The organism is Microcoleus sp. Pol12B5, from assembly GCF_036701335.1.
In the GTDB taxonomy this organism is placed as follows: Bacteria; Cyanobacteriota; Cyanobacteriia; order Cyanobacteriales; family Microcoleaceae; genus Microcoleus.
Genome location: NZ_JAUBQQ010000027.1, coordinates 36,223 through 53,961 on the forward strand (window position 1 = coordinate 36,223; position 17,739 = coordinate 53,961).

10 protein-coding genes are annotated in these 17,739 nt (G+C 45.2%); 5 read left to right on the forward strand and 5 right to left on the reverse strand.

Annotation, left to right across the window (positions count from 1 at the left end; genetic code table 11):
* Positions 1-1,093: 1,093 nt before the first annotated feature.
* Complete coding sequence (gene fmt, locus QUA24_RS14255) at positions 1,094-2,092, forward strand: methionyl-tRNA formyltransferase (protein ID WP_333230453.1); 999 nt, start codon at positions 1,094-1,096, stop codon at positions 2,090-2,092.
* A gap of 87 nt (positions 2,093-2,179) precedes the next feature.
* On the opposite strand, the gene QUA24_RS14260 is transcribed toward fmt, so the two are convergent.
* The 3 genes from QUA24_RS14260 to QUA24_RS14270 all read right to left on the reverse strand — a co-directional run bounded on the left by QUA24_RS14260 (position 2,180) and on the right by QUA24_RS14270 (position 5,470).
* A complete protein-coding gene (locus QUA24_RS14260) occupies positions 2,180-3,421 on the reverse strand; it encodes an exonuclease SbcCD subunit D (RefSeq protein ID WP_333163571.1) in 1,242 nt (413 codons plus the stop codon).
* 109 nt (positions 3,422-3,530) lie between these two features.
* A complete protein-coding gene (locus tag QUA24_RS14265) occupies positions 3,531-4,106 on the reverse strand; it encodes a Uma2 family endonuclease (RefSeq protein ID WP_333230454.1) in 576 nt (191 codons plus the stop codon).
* A gap of 89 nt (positions 4,107-4,195) precedes the next feature.
* Positions 4,196-5,470: an ATP-dependent DNA ligase gene (locus QUA24_RS14270; RefSeq protein WP_333230455.1), complete on the reverse strand. Its 1,275-nt coding sequence runs from the start codon at positions 5,468-5,470 to the stop codon at positions 4,196-4,198.
* A 351-nt stretch (positions 5,471-5,821) separates the two neighbouring features.
* On the opposite strand from QUA24_RS14270, the gene QUA24_RS14275 reads away from it, so the two are divergent.
* The 3 genes from QUA24_RS14275 to QUA24_RS14285 all read left to right on the forward strand — a co-directional run bounded on the left by QUA24_RS14275 (position 5,822) and on the right by QUA24_RS14285 (position 13,501).
* The gene (locus tag QUA24_RS14275; protein ID WP_333230466.1) at positions 5,822-6,127 is read left to right on the forward strand and encodes a glutaredoxin family protein; all 306 of its coding nucleotides are present in this window, start codon (positions 5,822-5,824) and stop codon (positions 6,125-6,127) included.
* Positions 6,128-6,326: 199 nt separating this feature from the next.
* Positions 6,327-7,829 (forward strand): UDP-N-acetylmuramoyl-L-alanyl-D-glutamate--2,6-diaminopimelate ligase, encoded by a 1,503-nt coding sequence (locus QUA24_RS14280; protein ID WP_333230456.1) that lies wholly within the window; start codon positions 6,327-6,329, stop codon positions 7,827-7,829.
* A gap of 155 nt (positions 7,830-7,984) precedes the next feature.
* Positions 7,985-13,501, forward strand: a complete 5,517-nt coding sequence (locus QUA24_RS14285) for an AAA family ATPase (protein WP_333230457.1) — start codon at positions 7,985-7,987, stop codon at positions 13,499-13,501.
* 138 nt (positions 13,502-13,639) lie between these two features.
* On the opposite strand, the gene QUA24_RS14290 is transcribed toward QUA24_RS14285, so the two are convergent.
* Positions 13,640-15,256, reverse strand: coding sequence for a HAMP domain-containing sensor histidine kinase (locus tag QUA24_RS14290; RefSeq protein ID WP_333230458.1), 1,617 nt, complete (start codon positions 15,254-15,256; stop codon positions 13,640-13,642).
* A gap of 268 nt (positions 15,257-15,524) precedes the next feature.
* Between QUA24_RS14290 and QUA24_RS14295 the strand changes: the two genes are divergently transcribed.
* Positions 15,525-16,931 (forward strand): TldD/PmbA family protein, encoded by a 1,407-nt coding sequence (locus QUA24_RS14295; protein ID WP_333230459.1) that lies wholly within the window; start codon positions 15,525-15,527, stop codon positions 16,929-16,931.
* Between the two features lie 311 nt (positions 16,932-17,242).
* On the opposite strand, the gene patX is transcribed toward QUA24_RS14295, so the two are convergent.
* The gene (gene patX, locus QUA24_RS14300; RefSeq protein ID WP_333230460.1) at positions 17,243-17,446 is read right to left on the reverse strand and encodes a heterocyst-inhibiting protein PatX; all 204 of its coding nucleotides are present in this window, start codon (positions 17,444-17,446) and stop codon (positions 17,243-17,245) included.
* Between the last annotated feature and the right edge of the window lie 293 nt (positions 17,447-17,739).

Here is a 17,739-nt window from a genome sequence, read left to right on the forward strand (position 1 = left end):
CAGATGAACGGGGATGCACGCGGATAGTTTAGAGGTTGGTAAAACGAGCTAAATCTAGAAAATCTGCTGGTAGCTGATTTCTCTCTCCATCGGAGGTGTTTTGAAACAAAACAGTGAAAGCTCCTGCTCCTAGTCTATCTTGCGGCCACATCCGATAGCAAGGAATTTCTGTCAGGTGCGATCGATCTTTTACTCAATGAGGAACTGTAACAGGCGGAAATTCGGGGAATTTGCTTAATAGCGATTCGCTGACTTGTTCCTGTTCTGCGCTCGAATCGTTGCAGGTCATGTAAGCACGATAACTTGGCAGCGCGACAATTTTACCAGAATTAGCTAAAATTATTATTTTTTGGGGGTGGGCATTGCTTATGATTAAAGCCTCGGGGTGCTTTGTATCCTTGGGCTAAGATTGATTGACCAGTACAAGGAGCGTCTACTATTACTAAAATAGCAGTTTTTGGGAAGTTTTTCCAGAGTATTTTTGAATCGAGGTTCGGGACGGCCCATGATTTAATTGAGTAGCGCCTGACGTTGAAAATCAGGATTCATGCGCTTGCCTATGACTTCGTTGCGAAAGAGTCATAAGAGTAATTCTGGGTTTAAAGTTTTCCAGGTAAATACACTTGGTTTTGTTGTTTTTATATAAAAAATGGATGTGAAGTGATGGGCCAAGTTAAAGCAAAGGTAAAGTTAATTAATGCAGTAGATGAAGTCCTTGTTTGTCGCGGACTGTTATCTGTTGAGTCTAGTTGACCTGAGTGTCAGTCGATTTTAGATTTTAGATTTTAGATTTTAGATTAAAGAATTGAAGCATTGACCCCACGGATGAATTTGGGGGCTTGTATCCTAGATGGTTCCGACTTGTGCGATCGCCTTTTTGCCGATCGCACAAGTCGGAACTATCGTCGATGTGTATAATTGAGGAGGAAACTACCATGATTGGAGTCCTAGACGCATTGGGAGCTATAAACCCGCTTGATTGGTAGATTTCTTGTTTTGACAGTTCAAGACCGTATCTAGAGGAATCACGGTTAATTCACGCCTACACGCTCTAACTGATGACTGCTAACTACTTACTAATAACTAAAAGTATATGAAAATTGTTTTTTTTGGCACTCCCGATTTTGCTGTTCCTACTTTATCCAGTTTGCTAAGTCACCCTGAATTCGAGGTTGTGGGTGTGGTGACTCAGCCGGACAAACGCCGGGGAAGAGGTAATCAATTGATGCCTTCACCTGTAAAAGATGTGGCTTTAAATCACAGTCTCCCGGTTTGGCAGCCGCAGCGAATTAAGAAAGATGCTGAAACAATTGCCAAATTGCGAGAAGCGGCGGCGGATGTGTTTGTGGTGGTGGCTTACGGCCAAATTCTGTCTCAAGAAATTCTGGATATTCCTAGTTTGGCTTGCGTTAACGTTCACGGTTCAATTTTGCCGAAGTATCGCGGTGCCGCGCCGATTCAGCGCTGTCTTTTTGACGGGGAAAAGACAACAGGAATTACTACTATGCTGATGGATGCTGGGATGGATACGGGGGCGATGCTATTGAAGGCTTTTGCTGGTATTTCGCTGTTGGATAATGCTGATTCTTTGGCGGATAGGTTGGCGGAAGTTGGGGCGGATTTGTTGATAGAAACTTTGGTAAAATTGAGAGACGATAAGGTTAAAGTTGTTGTTCAAGATGATGCTGAGGCGACTTACGCACCGATGATTAAGAGCGCAGATTATGTGCTGGATTGGTCAAAAAGTGCGATCGCCCTTCACAATCAAGTTAGGGGCTTTTTGCCGGATTGCACGACGACTTTTCGTGGCAATTCTCTGAAGGTGATAGCTACGGTGCCCGTCGGGCCGGAATATTGGCTGCAAATGCCAGCGGATTTGAGAGTTTTGGAACGCGAATGGCCTGTTTTAGCCCAGTTGTCGGGCGCGAATGGGGAAGTTGTCAAGGTTGTAAAGGGGTTGGGGGCGATCGTCCAAACTGGTGATGGTTTATTATTGTTGCGGGAGGTGCAGTTGGCGGGGAAAAAGGTGCAGTCTGGGGTAGATTTTGCCAATGGAACTCGGTTGGCGGTGGGTGAGATTTTTGGGAGTTAAATAGTATATTTAGGGCGGGGAAAATACCCACCCTACAATATTGGGCAGCAAAATCATCCTGTAATTAGATGCGCGATTATTGATTTATTAAAATTCCACCAAAACTTCTTCCGTATTGCCCAACAAACCTTGTGCTGCCTCTAACATACTCTCAGCAACATCTTTCAAATCTTCGCGACTTGCCAGATAAGTTTTTAAAGCTTCTAACGGTTCTATACTATTATTAGCATTCAATTCTGGCAACCGCGGCCTCGCTAACTGACTAACTAATTCCGGCTGAATTGTGTAGCTGTGCGCTTCGCCCAGAAGTATGTGCAATTCAGCATTGTCGATTAAATCTAATTGTTCCGATCGCAATTGGTAAATCAATCTCACAACCGCATCTTGTATCTCTTTCTTACCAATAGCTTTAACTAACTCTGCTTGGGGGTTTTCCGATTCGGAAACATTCACTTTAATAGTCTGAAACACCCGCACTGGCAAAGTGCAAAATTCCCACTCTGCTTTTCCCCGTTCCAAGTTAACTAACACAAAACCTTTATCTTCCTTCTCTTCGCTAAAATCAACTCGTTCGATACTTCCGGGATAAATTACTGGCGGATTGTTGGAAGCATTGAGATTTTGGTGTTTGTGAACGTGGCCGAGAGCAACGTAATCAAAACAAGGGCGAGTTAGCATGGAAACGGGAATGTTAAAACCTTTGCCAACTGCTAAAAAACGTTCGGCACCCAGACTTGCTTTATCTGCCATTAAGTGCGCTAAAAGTACGGTTGGTATGTCGGGGTTTAGGCGGCGAATTTCGCCTTCCATTGCGATCGTCAATTTTTCGGTTAATAATTGGTTAACATCGCCCATAGACAGGCTTTCAGTCTCGGAACGTGTCATTAAGGTCGATCGAGTCAACCAAGGCAAAGTAACCACCTGTACTGGCCCGCTGCGGGTTTGAATGAGGTGAGTGTCCAGGCGATCGCCTACAATAAACTTAGGTATTCCCAAAGTCCGATAAATTCCCAAACTCGCGCCACCTTGTCCCTGAGAATGTTGGTCGTGATTTCCTACTAGCAAAACAGTCGGAATTTGGGCGTCCACCAAGCGGCTGAATTGTCGGGCAAAAGCCTCTTTAACAAACGGTGGAGGCGTCGAATCAGGGAAAGCATCGCCGCCGAATATGACTAAATCTACGGGTTCAGAAATTGCTCTATCCATACATTTGCTCAGCGTCGCCGCGAAGTCTTCCAGCCGCGTATTTAAACCAGTTTCTGGATTAATCCGGCCGTGGGAAAAGCCGCTGCCCATGTGAATGTCTGAAAGGTGTAAGATTTTAATCATTGTTTTTTCTATTGGTTAGCTATCGTTTTGGTTCGTAGTGAGGACGGAAGTCCTCAGAAGAAGGACTTGCATTCCTGACTACGAACCAAAGAAAGTTGTTTTTCATACATCACAATATGATGCCGGGGACTTTTTGATAAATTTCGCTAATTGCACAACTAAAATTCGCACTAACAAATTCTACTCTATCTCCTTGTCGGTAAGTCTGAGAAACCCAATTTCCTGACTCATTCAGCCGAAAGCACTCAATTTTAATCTCAGATTGAGTGATGAGTACGTATTCTTGCAAACTCGGAGAAGTTTGGTAATCGGCAAATTTATCGCCTCTGTCGAAAGCTGCTGTTGAGGGCGACAATACCTCAACTACTAAAGATGGATATAAAATGAAATCTTCAGTATTTGAGGTATCTCTTTCGTCGCAAGTCACCGCTACATCAGGATAGTAATAGCAATTTGCCTCTTCCAGTCGGACTTTTATATCTGATGATAAAACTAAGCAGGGTGTATTCAGAAGATGATTTCCCAGCAGCCGAACTAAATTACTACCAATAACAATATGAAGCTTTTTTGCCCCTGTCATTGCATAAACGTGTCCGCGTCTGTATTCGTGTTTGATCGGGCTTACTCGCTCGCCTTCTAGGTACTCTTCTGGAGAAATGTAGAAATTGTTTTTGCTGATAACCATTGATTTTCACTCTGCTGATTTTATCTGATACTATGTGTTGGAACTCGCATATTTGGGGAAGAAAACGGCAGTGCCGTTTCCCTACAAATTTAACAAAACTCCAGAAATCGTGCGTGCCATAATTTGCCACTTTCCGTCAAACCCTGCGATCGCACTTTAATTTTGACACTTTTGGGGTTAGCCTCGTAGAGTCGGGCAATTTCCAGCATTTCCTCCCCGCTAAACCCGGTTCCCACGGTTCCTACCGGGACTAATTTGCCATCAATTTCTTGCGCTACTTTGACGGCGCTAAACGGCCGCCCCGCAACTTTTGTCGCCGTCAAACCCACAATAAACAAATCGTGTTCTTGACAGTATTTAGTCCTCACCATCGGATATTTCTTAACATCTTTTCCGCCGACATAGTGACAGTTGTGCAACACCCAAACTTCGCCTTCTTTATTTTCGGATTCCTGCTGATTAGCCAGGAATAGCTTTTCGGCGGTGGTGCGAAATGTCGGTACAACTTCAAAGGCTGGGGATAAATTCGCCAGCATTTCGCCAACTTCAACTCCCACTGCAATTCGTTCGGATTCTGCCACGGGAGTTAAATCATTGCCTTTGAAAAACAAACTTTTAAAAATGGCATAAATTGCGCTGGGCTGAGTAGTCGGAAAACCGCTTTCAATATTAACTGTAGCAGCTTGCGCCCCGGTACGGTGTTCGCTGCCTGTACAGCTTTTGTAATACAGTTCGCCGTCTAAAACAAAGGTGCCAATTTTAGCGGCTGTGTCGATTAATGTGCGATCGATCTCAACCGATGCCTGTTGCCGCAGGTTAGTCGATCGCGATTGGTAGTATACTTTATCTGGCGTGGCAATGACCACTACTCGATTGCCGTCGCGTTTTGGCTGTCCCCAATAATCGGGATTTTCGATGTAATAAGAACGTTCACTCGGCGCGTCAACCGGCTGCATGGTGACAATCCTTCCCGGCTGTAAGTGCGGTGGTAATTCGGGAACTACGGGGTTATTAACAGTCTCTATGTTGGCAGCGGAAGTTGATTTTGCAGCAGCAAGATTGGTGCTAGATTTGTTTGGAGTATTGAGGGCGATCGGCTTTTCTCCGGTTTCCAATTCAAACGCTCTTTTCCAAAAGCCGATCGCCATTTCCGGGTATCCTTCCGACTCCGCGCACAGTGCAAAACCAATAACTTTTGCCGTTCCAATTCCCCGCCCGTAATCAGCCAAATACTGCACTGCCCCCGCTTCTCCCATCAAGTGCAATCCTCGCGTCACGATGCGATTGTTCCAGCGTTCTCGAATGTCGGCGCTAATTTTTTTAGCTGCTTTTCGCTTGGCTTCTGCGTATTCGGTGCAGTCCATACTGCCTCCTTTATGTAGGGCTATTTATATACTATACTAAAGATTGATTTATTAGTCAAGGTGGAGTTTACAATTAGGTTATGTGAATAAATTTAACTCTTTCATTGGTGAACTAGATTTATTTTTTTACCGCAGAGGCGCAGAGGGCACAGAGGAAGAGAAGAAAAAGAGGGATGGGGTTGTAGTGTTTTGATTGTCAAGCGCGGTAATCTGTTCGCTGCCAATGCTAAGATAACTTCGATCGCGCATTGCGAGCAATAAAGCCGTGAGTTGCGTCTTACTCGCGTTGAGTTCGCCCACTGGCGATCGCACGTTTGATAATTTAAGATCGAGTTTAATCTTACTGTTATGATGCGATTGATTTTGTACAGCAAACCCGGATGCCACTTGTGCGAAGGGTTGCAAGAAAAACTCGAACAGATTGAAAGCCTCCAGTTTCAACTCGAAGTCAGAGATATTACCGAACGCGATGACTGGTTTCAAGCTTATCAGTACGAAGTTCCAGTTTTGTTTAAAGTGCAGCCCCAGCCCAAAAATTCTGTTGGCGAGGCTGCATTCTCCACTGAAGAACTGTTACCCCGTCCTTCTCCCCGCTGTAGTGTCGCCCAATTGGAGCAAATGTTACAGAAATATTTGCAAATCGATCGATCACAATAATACGATTTACCCAAAAACTCAGGTTTTAATCCTGACTTCAGGGTGCTCGGTGTGCAGCTTACTCTAGGCCGATAGGTTTTACACCGCGCATAAAAAAAAACTAGGGTTTGCACCGTATACAGCAAAAACCTGTAGAGAATGGCTCAAACAATGTGTTCCGCCAGTCATATTCAAGACATTTAAGCGAGGAGTTTTTCAGATGAAATTGATAGAATTATTAGCAGCAGTTCCCAGCATTTCCTTTGACGCGCAACATCCCGCCCTCGATGCCGAAGTCAAGGGTTTATCGACTAATTCCCACGCTTGTCAGGCGGGTGATTTGTTTTTGGGAATGCCGGGAACTCGGGTAGATGGCGGAAATTTTTGGCAAAGCGCGATCGAATCTGGTGCAGTTGCCGCCATAATTTCCACCCAAGCAGCCGAGAAAACACCCCCCGAAGACGGGGGTAGTTGCGTCATCGCAGCAGCCGATATGGCTCAAGTTTGCGGTCAAATAGCAACCGCATTTTACGGCAATCCAGCTAGCAAATTAAAACTTGTCGGCGTTACCGGGACTAACGGCAAAACTACCACAACTCATTTAATCGAATTTCTGCTCAATGAAATGCAGTTGCCGACGGCGATTTTCGGTACGCTTTATACTCGCTGGCCGGGATTCCAACAAACTGCACTTTACACCACACCTTTTGCAGTTGACCTGCAAAAGCAATTAGCAGAAGCTGTAGTCGCCGGATGCAAACACGGGGTAATGGAAGTCAGTTCCCACGCTTTAGCGCAACAGCGAGTTTTGGGGTGTAGTTTTGAAGTTGCTGTCTTTACAAATTTGACTCAAGATCATCTCGATTATCACCGCGATATGGAAGATTATTTTGAGGCTAAATCGCTTTTGTTTGGTTCTGATTACCTCAAAAAGCGCGCTATAATTAATATTGACGACCCCTACGGGCAGCGAATAGTTGAAACCATTAAATCTGACCTAGGTTGGAGTTACAGCACTGTTCTGAAAACGGCAGATTTGTATGCTTTTGATTTGGAGTATCAGCCCAATGGAGTTAAGGGAATGCTGCACACTCCCAAGGGTGAAACAGCTTTTTCTTTGCCTTTAGTTGGTCAGTTCAATTTATCAAATATGTTGGCTGCTGTTGGTGCTGTTTTAGAATTGGGTTTAGATTTGTCCGCAATTGTGGAGAAATTATCTCAGTTTTCGGGAGTTCCGGGACGGATGGAACGGGTGCAAATTAGTCCAGACCAAGATATTAGCGTTATTGTGGATTACGCGCACACTCCAGACAGTTTGGAGAACTTGTTGAAGGCATCGCGGCCGTTTATTCCGGGTCAGATGATTTGCGTGTTTGGCTGCGGTGGCGATCGCGATCGCACTAAGCGGCCGATTATGGGGAAAATCGTTGCAGAATTAGCCGATTTAGCTGTTGTTACTTCCGACAATCCGCGGACGGAAAATCCCGATCGCATTTTGGAGGATGTTTTAGCAGGAATTCCCGCCGCAGTAAAGCCGATAGTGATGTGCGATCGAGCCGCTGCAATTCGCACTGCTATTATGGAAGCTAAACCGGGAGATGGCGTGCTGATTGCAGGAAAGGGACACGAAGATTATCAAATTTTGGGCACCGAAAAAGTCCATTTTGACGATCGAGAACAAGCGCGAGATGCCTTGAAAGCCAGAAGGAATTCAGTTAAGTAAATTCGGTTAACTGTTAACGGTTAACCGTTAACGGTTAGCTGTCCGTGGGCTGTGAAATTTGTTGTAGTTTTCAGTATTGATACCTGGGTAAAATCTGATTTGCACGAGATTATAATAGTAAGAAAAAGTATCTTCACAAAAAAATAATTATTGCTATGATAGAACTAACTGGCTATCAAATTCTAGCTCGAATTTACTTAGGCACTCGCACCATAGTTTATCGAGGAACTCGCCTCTGCGACCAAAAACCTGTCGCCATCAAAGTCTTGCGAAACGAGTATCCCAGCTTCAGCGAACTCTTGCATTTTCGCAATCAATACACGATCGCCAAAAACCTGAATTTGCCCGGAATCATCGAAACCTACAGCTTGGAGCCCTACCGGAACGGCTATGCGCTGATTGTGGAAGACTTCGGGGGAATTTCTCTGAAGGAATGGACGGGGAAAGGAAAAACCGTGCCATCTCTGGTTGATTTTTTCCAAATTGCGATCGACCTGAGCAATACATTAGATATACTTTGCCACAACCGCATCATTCACAAAGACATTAAACCAGCCAATATTTTAATAAATCCTGATACTAAACAAGTCAAACTCATTGACTTTAGTATTGCATCTTTGCTGCCGCGAGAAACTCAAATAGTGATGAGTCCCAACGTAATCGAAGGAACACTCAGCTATATATCTCCAGAACAAACAGGAAGAATGAATCGCGGCATTGACTACCGCACAGATTTTTATTCATTAGGTGTAACCTTTTACGAATTGCTGACAGGAAAATTGCCATTTCAATCGAGCGACCCAATGGAATTTATCCACTGTCATATTGCCCAGCACCCGCCATCTGTACATGAAATTAATCCCGAAACTCCCTTTGTCCTCTCGGAAATTGTCAGAAAATTGATGGCCAAAAATGCCGAAGCTCGCTATCAGAGTGCATTAGGGCTGAAAGCAGATTTAGAAAACTGTTTGCAACAACTCAATGAAACAGGTAAAATAGAGAGTTTTGTCATTGGGAGGCGAGATTTTTGCGATCGCTTTATCATACCCGAAAAACTCTACGGCAGAGCAACCGAAGTCGCTGCATTATTAGCAGCATTCGATCGAGTAGCAAACCCCTCTAATTCTCGTTCCCCAGAAGAGGCTGGAACCGATAGAAACGATGCAAAAGAAGACCTCCTCTTGATTGAGGAGGACTGGCGCTACTCGAACTTATCCCGGAGCGAAATGATGCTAGTTGCCGGATTTTCCGGCATTGGGAAAACCGCTGTAGTCAACGAAATTCACAAACCCATAGTTCGGCAACGTGGTTATTTTGTCAAAGGCAAATACGACCAATTTCAACGTAATATTCCCTTTAGTGCTTTTGTGCAAGCCTTCCGAGATTTGATGGAGCAATTAATCTCAGAAAGCGACGCTCAGCTAGAACGATGGCAAAGGAAAATTATTAAGGCTCTTGGCGAAAATGGTCAAGTTATTGTAGAAGTGATTCCCGAACTGGAACGAATTATTGGGAAACAACAGCCTGTCTCTGAACTTTCGGGAAGTGCCGCCGAAAATCGTTTCAATTTACTATTTCAAAAATTTATCTCTGTCTTTGCTACAAAAGAGCATCCCTTAGTGATTTTTTTGGATGATTTGCAATGGTCAGATTCAGCATCTCTAAAGCTTTTGCAAGTGTTGATGAGTGAAAAAGATACTCAGAATTTGCTGGTAATTGGGGCATATCGAGATAACGAAGTATCTCCGGCTCATCCATTTATGTTGGCAGTAGCAGAGATGGAAAAATCCCAAGTAACAGTAAATACTATTACCTTGGAACCTCTGAGTCAAGTCGATATTAACGATTTGATAGCAGATACGCTCTCGTGCGAGATCCTTCTTGCTCAGCCATTAACCGAGTTGGTTTATCAAAAAACCCAAGGCAATCCATTTTTTGCCACGCAATTTCTCAGGGCGCTACAGGAAGATGGGCTGATTGCGTTTAACCCCACTCCCCTTACGGAGGGGGGAGAGAAAGGGGTAACAGAGGGGTGGCAGTGCGATATTGCCAAAGTCAAAGCCCTAACTATTACCGATGATGTAGTGGAGTTTATGGCGGTGCAATTGCAGAAGTTGCCGCCAGAAACTCAGGATGTGCTGAAGTTGGCTGCGTGCATTGGAGCGCAGTTTGATTTGAATACATTGGCGGTAGTCAGCGAGAAGTCGCCGGAAGAAACTGCTGCGGATTTGTGGAAATCCTTGCAAGAAGGATTCATCTTACCAACGAGTGAAATTTACAAGTTTTATATAGGAAAAGAAGAGCGGATCACCAGCCCCGCATTGCCAACAACAGCCGCTCAATTACCTTACTACAAGTTTCTCCACGATCGGGTTCAGCAAGCTGCTTATTCATTAATTCCTGATGACCAAAAGCAAGCCACCCATCTCAAAATAGGACAGTTACTTCTTCCGAATTTCTCAGAAGTTGAAAGAGGAGAAGAAGTGTTCGATATTATTAATCATTTTATCCTTAGTTCGGAGCTAATAACCCAGCAAGAGGAACGAACAAAGCTTGCTAAAATTAGCCTCTTTGCAGGGCAGAGAGCCAAACTATCAACAGCGTATGAATCGGCGACAAAATATCTCGCTTTCGGTTTAAGTTTCCTACCCAGAAATAAATGGCAATGTGCCTATAAATTAACATTTACACTGTATTTAGAAAGCCTTGAATCTGAGTTTTTGGCAGGAAATTTTGAGGAAGCTGAAGAGCTGATAAAAATCGCTTTTAATTCTGCCCAATTTAGTTTAGATAGAACAAAAATTATTGCCATTCAGCTAACTCATTATCAAAACAATGCCCTGTATCAAAAGGCGATTCAGGTAGGAATTGAAGGGCTGAAGCTGTTAGGCTTAGAACTGGCGATTATGCCAAATGAAGCAGAGTTAGAAGGGATGGCTCTGGAAGTTAAAAAAACCTTAAATCAGCGCGCAGTTGCACGACTAATCGACGCACCACTCATTGTCGATGAAGAACGCCAGATGCTGATCAAACTGCTAATGAACATGGTACCGCCCACTTACCTAACTAATCAGGAGTTGTTAGTGTTGGTTGTGCTACACATGACAAATCTCTGTTTGCAATACGGGAATACAAATGTGGCGGGTTTTGTTTATGTTTGGTATGGAACAATTCTCTGCCAACGCTTTCAAGACTATGAACTGGGCTATGAGTTTGGACTTTTAGGGTTGAAGGTGAATGAAAAATTTCATAACACCACCCTGAATGGCAAAATTTATATGTCGTTTGGCAACTTTATCAACCATTGGCGGAAGCACGTCAGTTCCAATCTTGTTCTGCAACAAGCTGCTTATCAGGGGGCAATGGAGGTAGGGGATTTTTCTTGGTGTCATCACAGTGCTCTGTTCAGTTTTTGGCAGCAGGCGATCGTCTCAAGCGATATTCACAGTTTGCTGGCTCGACATGAAAAGTACATCAGCTTTGCGGAACGGACTGAGATTACGACAGCCTTTGCCCTAATTCTTCAGTGCAAGCTCCTAGAGAATTTGCAAGGGCTAACGATAGGGAAGTATAGCCTGAGCTCTGAAACATTTGATGAAGAGTCGGCGCTAGCAACGTTCAATGAAATTGGCTATGGCTATGGCAGTAGTACATACTATTTCGCTAAAGCCTTTTTGTTTTTCACCTATGGTGAGTATGCTAAGGCTTATGAAATGTTAGTAGCCGCGACCGAGTTTTATAATGCACTATATGGACAATTTCAACGTGTTCTGCATTGTTTTTATCAGTCTTTGACTCTATTGCAACTTTATGGGGAAGCACCGGAAAAACAACCCAAAGATTATCAAGAAGTTGTTCAGAATAATCGGCAACAACTTCAAATTTGGGCACACAACTGTCCTGAAAACTGTTTGTCCAAATTTCTGCTTTTAGAGGCGGAGATGGCTCGCGTTGCTGAAGAAAAATGGCCGGCTGCTGAGTTGTACGATCGCGCCATTCAACTGGCTAAAGACAACCAATTCCTCAACGAGGAAGCCCTCGCCCACGAACTCGCCGCTAAATTCTACCTCGGCTGGGGCAAAGAAAAAGTCGCTGCTGGCTATATGCAGGAAGCCTACTATTGTTACGCCCGCTGGGGAGCAAAAGCCAAAACCGATGACCTAGAAAAACGTTATCCCGATCTGCTGCGCCCCATCGTACAACAGTCCGGCCAACCCGTCACTATTTTAGAAACCCTATCCACCCTCACCAATCCCACCTACTCAATTCATTCGAGTACCCACCACACTACCTCAAGCACCTCGATCAACCATGCTCTAGATTTTACGACCCTGCTGCAAATCTCCCAAATAATCTCCAGCACGATCGACCTGGATGAGTTGCTGCAAATTGTGACCCAAACCATGCTACAAAACTCTGGAGCCGATCGCTGTGCACTGATGCTATGTCAAGATCAACAATGGCAAGTGCGGGCGATAGCTACGTGGGAAAACATTAGCCTGCAAACGGAACCCCTAGAGAATAATCCCAGCGTTCCTGTTAAATTAATCCAGTATGTCAAAAACACCCTAGCAGCAGTTGTCATTGATCACGCCAAAACTGATCTGCCTGTGATTGACGATTATTTAGAGCACCATCAACCAGAGAGTTTGCTGGGTTTGCCAATTCTAAATCAGGGGAATTTGGTCGGCATTTTGTATCTAGAAAATCGGATAACCAGTGGGGTGTTTAGTCGCGATCGCCTCTTAGTGCTGAATTTTCTCTCTAGTCAAGCGGCGATCGCTCTGGAAAATGCCCGCCTCTATCACCAAGTGCAGCAGACTTTGAATGAACTTCAGCAAACTCAGATGCAAATGATCCAAAGTGAAAAGATGTCAGCATTAGGTAATCTAGTGGCCGGGGTTGCCCATGAAATCAACAACCCCGTTGGTTTCATTGCCGGGAACATTAATGAAGCTCATGCTGGAGTCCAAGACTTAATTGATTATTTGCGCCTCTATCAAGAAAAGTTTCCTCCATCCGAAGCAGAATTGATTAAGAAAGCAGAGGCAATAGATTTAGATTATCTAGTAGAAGATTTACCCAAAATGTTGAGTTCCATGAAAATAGGATGCGAGCGCATCAAAAACATCAGCACCTCCCTCCGCACTTTCTCTCGCGCCGATACGGCCCATAAAGTTGAGGCCAATATCCACGAAGGTCTCAATAGCACTTTGATGATTTTACGGCATCGCCTGAAAGCGAACGACAAGCATCCTGAAATTAAAATCCTTAAAGAGTACGGCAATATCCCCCAAGTAAAATGTTATTTGGGACAATTAAACCAGGTATTTATGAATTTGTTAGCAAATGCGATCGATGCCTTAGAAGAATCAAATCAAGGACGGAGTTTTGCCGAAATTCAAGCCCATCCCAATCACATCACTATTCGGACAAAAGTAGAAAGTGAAAAGGTAAAAATTTCCATCGCCGATAACGGAAAAGGAATGTCAGAAGAGGTAAAAAATCATATCTTCGACCATCTATTTACCACTAAAGATGTTGGCAAAGGAACTGGGTTAGGACTAGCGATCGCACGTCAAATTGTAGAAGAAAAACACGGCGGAAAACTGAGTTGTTTTTCTTCACCTGGAGAAGGAACGGAGTTTCTCATTGAGATTTTAATTGATTGAACATTACTGGTCAGTTGTCCGTTGTTGACCTATATTAATGAGCTCTCTCTTCTCTTCCTTTGCGTTCTCTGCGTCCTCTGCGGTTAAATCATTCCGATACAACCGGAATAGATAGGACAACCAACAACGGACAACTGACTATTGCAGCGGCAAAAATACCGTCATCACCTCACCCTTTTGGGGCCGCTGGCGAATTACCAACTTCCCGCCAGCAGCCCGAAATAAATTCTTAGTCACGCTCAAGTTTAAACTCAAACTTCCCGTCTCCGGCTGCACCATCAACAAAGGCCCGATCGATCGCAAAGGACCATTTGCCTTAGCTGCAAAAGTTGATGCGCCATTACCTTCAGGTAGGTGTTCCGATTCCAACTGCAACTTTAACTGATTGCCGGCTAATGTCACCTCCACCTGAATGCGACTCCCGGAAGGCAAAGTTCGAGTAAAATTCTCAATCAAATTAGTTAAAACCTGATCCAGCATCGTCGGATCGCTGACTACCGCAGGCAACTTTTTCGGCACAATAACTTCCAAAGTGTGGTTGCGAACACTCGCCTGTTTTTGCCAGCGGGGAATGCTATTTTGTAGCACTTCACCGAGGGACATTGCTGTTAGCTGCACGCCAGAATTTTTAGCGTGCGACATTTCCAATTCCACGGCGCGGAAAATTAAACCGAAGCGATCGATCTGAGCGGTACACTCAGCATCAATCATTTCCAAACGCTTGATCACCACTGGTTCAAGTTTGGGACGTTTCAGCAGCAGCCGAGTCAGCGTGCGAATAGTAGCCAAAGGAGTGCGGACTTCGTGGGCGATCGCCTGTAGCAATTCCACCTCTTTAGTAGCCAGAGGCATGGGAGATTTGCAGTTGATATCTGTAGCCGATAACTTGTGATGTCTATGGTTCAAACCATCATCAATTCTTTCATCCTTTATCCTGCCTGCTTCATCTTTCCCAACTGGCAAATTATGCAACAGCAAGCGGCTGAACTGCATCACTGTTTGATAATGGGGTTCCACAGGCAAAAACTGCTGGAACAGCGCGTCTAATTTAGTAGAATTATTAGTTAATTGGCTAACTGATAAATTGAAGCTACCGTCAGAATTGGCAAGCAAACATTCGCTTTCAGTCACCCTGCGCCGCAAAACCTCCCAAGCTTTGGCAACTACTTGTGGATCGAAAGAAAATAGAAAAGCCGGAATTCCAGCAGAATTTTCACCCAAAACCATCACCAGGCTAAAACTAGCAGTTAAGACCAAACAAAACTGCTCGTTGGCTAAGGGATCGCCACTTGCCAAAGCCAAAGCCGGGGCCGCTGCCGGCACTGATGTTTGCACATCAGCCGCGGGCATTAAAGCTAAAGTTTGTCTAGCCCGAAAAGACCACAAAGCTGCATCGTTGTCAGGAATACTGGTAAAAATCCAATTGGCAAAGCCGTTGGCCAAAGCGGGATCAGTCAGAACCGAAGACGGGCCGGACAAAACCAATCCCTGACAGGAATGGGGGATTGTCGATCGACAATTTGCTCGATCGACATTTGTTTCTTGTCCTGCTTTTTGCCGATCGAGCATTTGGTTCAAAGCTGCGATCGCCCCGTACCATTCCTGTTCAGCTTTCAGCCGAGAAGCCCCACGACTTGCAGGACACCGATGGCGGTTGTTTTCTCCCGCCAACTTAGCATCAAAGAGACTGAGGTCATTTTCTTGGCCTTCGGAGGCTAAAATTTCGCTTATTGTCGGTAAAAAGTAAGTATTCACAGTTATAAACCCACCTTCGGAGGCATGAAGGGTGAAGTATTTATGTATAGGAAAGTTCAGGAGTTAGGAGTCAAGCACCAGCACGATCGAAAAATCCCGCATAATTTCTTGCGCCTTCCTCCTAACCCACAGGATATCCACATTTGTCAACTAACGATATTGGCAGAACCGTACCAATAAGTCGCAATCTCCGCGCTTGCGGCGGTATTTTGTACGATTGCCCTGACAAAAGTGCAAAATGAAGTAAGTTAAACACCGTGCTTTCCTTATGCCCACCTCGATCGCCGACTCGAAAAATCTGCTGTCCGACTTAATGGCACGCTACCGCCACCAAGTCGATTACCTGGCAATTCGACTGGAAGAAGCCGAAGGCACCGACATACTGCTGCGGGGGGAAAAAATTGAAACCCTCAGCGAAGGAGTCTCAATTGGCGGCCAAGTCAGAGCTTGCCACAAAGGCGGTTGGGGCTTTGCCAGTTTTAACCGACTTTCCACTCTCGCCGAAAGAATCGAAGAAGCTATCGCCGCGGCAAAACTGATCGGCGAAGAAGAAACGATCCTGGCGCCAGTTACGCCAGTACAAGACATTTGCTTGCTGCCGCTGACAGGAACAGACCCCCGTCTGGTTCCCCTAATTGACAAAAAGCAATTGTGCGATCGCTACGCGGCGATTCTCCGCAGCATTGACCCCCGCATCGCCACAATCTCCGTGCGCTACGGCGACAGCACCCAGCGCATCATCCTCGCCACCTCCGAAGGCACCATGCTAGAACAAGGTTGGGCAGATATGGAAATGCGCTTTGCCGCCACAGCCCGCAGTGGGGAAACCGTACAAACCGGCCGCGAAACTACTGGTTCCCGCAAAGCTTACGAAGATTTAACCGAGCTCGATGTTCAAGTTCGCAGCGCCGCCCAGAGAGCCGTAGATTCCCTAGCCTTACCCCCCGTCCAAGGCAACACCTACACCGTCGTCATCGACCCAATTTTGACCGGATTGTTCGTCCACGAAGCCTTCGGGCATCTTTCCGAAGCCGACATGGCCTACGAAAATCCCGACATCTTGGAAATTATGACCCTTGGGCGCCAGTTCGGCCCAGAAAACTTGCAAATTTTCGACGGTGCAGCGCCAGAGGGACACCGGGGCAGCTATTTCTACGACGACGAAGGCACTCCCGCGACTACTACTCAGTTAATTAAAGACGGCGCTTTAGTGGGGCGATTGCACTCGCGGGAAACGGCGGGCAAGTTGGGAGAAACGCCTACTGGCAATGCTCGGTGTTTGAATTATCATTATCCGCCGATCGTCCGTATGACGAATACTTGGATCGAACGGGGTGACACGCCAGTTGCTGACTTATTTTCTGGTATCAAAGAAGGAGTTTATGCGCGCAATTGGCAAGGCGGCATGACTAACGGCGAAATGTTTACTTTCAGTGCCGGCGAAGCTTGGATGATCCGCGACGGAAAATTAGACAATCCGGTGCGGGATGTTACTCTTTCGGGTAATGTTTTCAGCACTTTAGCTGATATTGAGGCGATCGGCGACGATTTCTACTGGGATGAATCCGGCGGCTGCGGCAAGGCAGGACAAAGCGGTTTGCCCGTGGGCTGCGGGGGCCCGAGTTTGCGGATTCGCGATGTCGTTGTTGGTGGCGAAGCTGCAGAAGAAGATTAAAGCTGCAAAAGTTTAAAAAAGAAAGGTAAAGCGCCAGATTCCTACTCGCGCTTTACCTTTCTTTATTTTTTGAGTGCAACATTTCGCGCCCTTTGGTGGTATCTGATATCTTGAGGACGCTTGGCCAAAAAACCGGAATAGCGAACAATTATGCTTTGAGTCGTCAAGTACCGCTAAAAAATCGGTTTTTTGGTACGCAGTACCTAAGTCCCGAATTAATAAATCGAAATCTTCAATTTTTATCTTCTTATCCCAATTTTCTCTTCTCCCCTTCTCCCCCTAATTCCCGACAATTATCGCTTTTTTCGGCTTTATCTCCCGTCGCCTCGTCCTGGTGCCTTATTATCTTCTTCCTTATCGTACAAGCTCTGAGTGTCAGGTAGAGCGGTTAAAATTTCTGAAGCAGAGTTGTCTTGAGCAAAAAAGGTCGATCGAGTTTCTAAGCTTTGAGCATTAACTGCGGTACCACTCAGTAACAGGCTTGACATCAGGATGGAAGAGTAAACGCGCATCATAAATTTTGGTGTTTGTATTTTCCCCTTCTTGATACGCAGTCTGTACTCTGCTATCAGGATAAAAAAAATAATTGTGGCGAAGTCATCAATTAGTAAGTTAGGGAACCTACAATTTTTTTGAGTTTTGGTTAAAAGCGGGTTAAATCCATCCTCTAGCTCCCTTGTTCGCGGACAATTTCTAGTTATCTGCTACTTACGGGCAACCAGCATAATTCAAGACCATGTTCAAAAAAATCATGCTACTATTCTATGCCCGTCTTGCCAACCCTGGTAGTTATAAATCATTTCCCCAT

Bases quoted from the DNA above. Each gene is read 5' to 3' on its own strand.
- fmt (WP_333230453.1), top strand. From the start codon at position 1,094: ATGAAAATTGTTTTTTTTGGCACTCCCGATTTTGCTGTTCCTACTTTA.
- QUA24_RS14260 (WP_333163571.1), bottom strand. From the start codon at position 3,421: ATGATTAAAATCTTACACCTTTCAGACATTCACATGGGCAGCGGCTTT.
- QUA24_RS14265 (WP_333230454.1), bottom strand. From the start codon at position 4,106: ATGGTTATCAGCAAAAACAATTTCTACATTTCTCCAGAAGAGTACCTA.
- QUA24_RS14270 (WP_333230455.1), bottom strand. From the start codon at position 5,470: ATGGACTGCACCGAATACGCAGAAGCCAAGCGAAAAGCAGCTAAAAAA.
- QUA24_RS14275 (WP_333230466.1), top strand. From the start codon at position 5,822: ATGCGATTGATTTTGTACAGCAAACCCGGATGCCACTTGTGCGAAGGG.
- QUA24_RS14280 (WP_333230456.1), top strand. From the start codon at position 6,327: ATGAAATTGATAGAATTATTAGCAGCAGTTCCCAGCATTTCCTTTGAC.
- QUA24_RS14285 (WP_333230457.1), top strand. From the start codon at position 7,985: ATGATAGAACTAACTGGCTATCAAATTCTAGCTCGAATTTACTTAGGC.
- QUA24_RS14295 (WP_333230459.1), top strand. From the start codon at position 15,525: ATGCCCACCTCGATCGCCGACTCGAAAAATCTGCTGTCCGACTTAATG.
- patX (WP_333230460.1), bottom strand. From the start codon at position 17,446: ATGATGCGCGTTTACTCTTCCATCCTGATGTCAAGCCTGTTACTGAGT.